Source organism: Lacticaseibacillus zeae DSM 20178 = KCTC 3804 (assembly GCF_000260435.1).
Classification (GTDB): domain Bacteria; phylum Bacillota; class Bacilli; order Lactobacillales; family Lactobacillaceae; genus Lacticaseibacillus; species Lacticaseibacillus zeae.
In genome coordinates this window covers 1-698 of record NZ_BACQ01000090.1, presented here as the reverse complement: position 1 = coordinate 698, position 698 = coordinate 1, and the positions used below count along the sequence as shown (strand labels likewise).

The following is a 698-nucleotide window of genomic DNA, read 5'->3' as shown; positions in this document are numbered from 1 at the left end:
GTTGCGTTTAGCTACCGTCGTCTTAGCATTCAAAATGAGCTTCACCTGATCCGCAAAGTCATTGCCAGTGTAGCCACCATCAACCATGACATGCTGAACCAGCTCTAAAGTTTGGCTAGCGAAATAAGCATAGCCAATGCACCTGAACGATCTGATACATTAGCTCGTGTCACGAGAATGGCTTGTGGTAAACCGTTAATATCAACGCCATATGACGCTTAATCCCTGAAATCTTTTTGCCGCCATCGTAGCCACTATTTTTCGTTAAATCAGTGGTTTTAACACTTTGAGCATCAACAATCACAAACGACGTTCGGGCCGATCGGCCCTGTGCAAAAGCGATAGGAAGCAACAGTTTTTTTAAAAGCCTTTCTAATAGCGAATCAGCTGTCGGGTCTGGTTTATCTCGCCACATATCGTAATAGCGGTAGACAGTGTGCCATTCCGGGAAATCGTGCGGTAATTCACGCCATTGACACCCTGTAGTAAGCGAGTAAAGGATGGCATTGAATACGTCATAAAGATCATAACGACGCGGTCTTGTATGCTTGCGGAAGTTTTCTAAATCAGGTTGTATTAACGCTTGCGTCGAGCTAAATCAGGTTGTATTAACGCAAATTGCGCTCGAGAAATATTGCTTGGATAATCTGGCATGACAAACTCCTCAGTCGGTTTTCCACAATTCTACCAGATTCAGC

At 44.3% G+C, this 698-nt stretch carries 1 pseudogene; it reads right to left on the bottom strand.

Features of this window, described 5'->3' with window-relative positions:
• Positions 1 to 654 (bottom strand): annotated as a pseudogene (locus tag GSO_RS17355) (IS5 family transposase); the annotation flags it as partial.
• Positions 655 to 698: the final 44 nt, after the last annotated feature.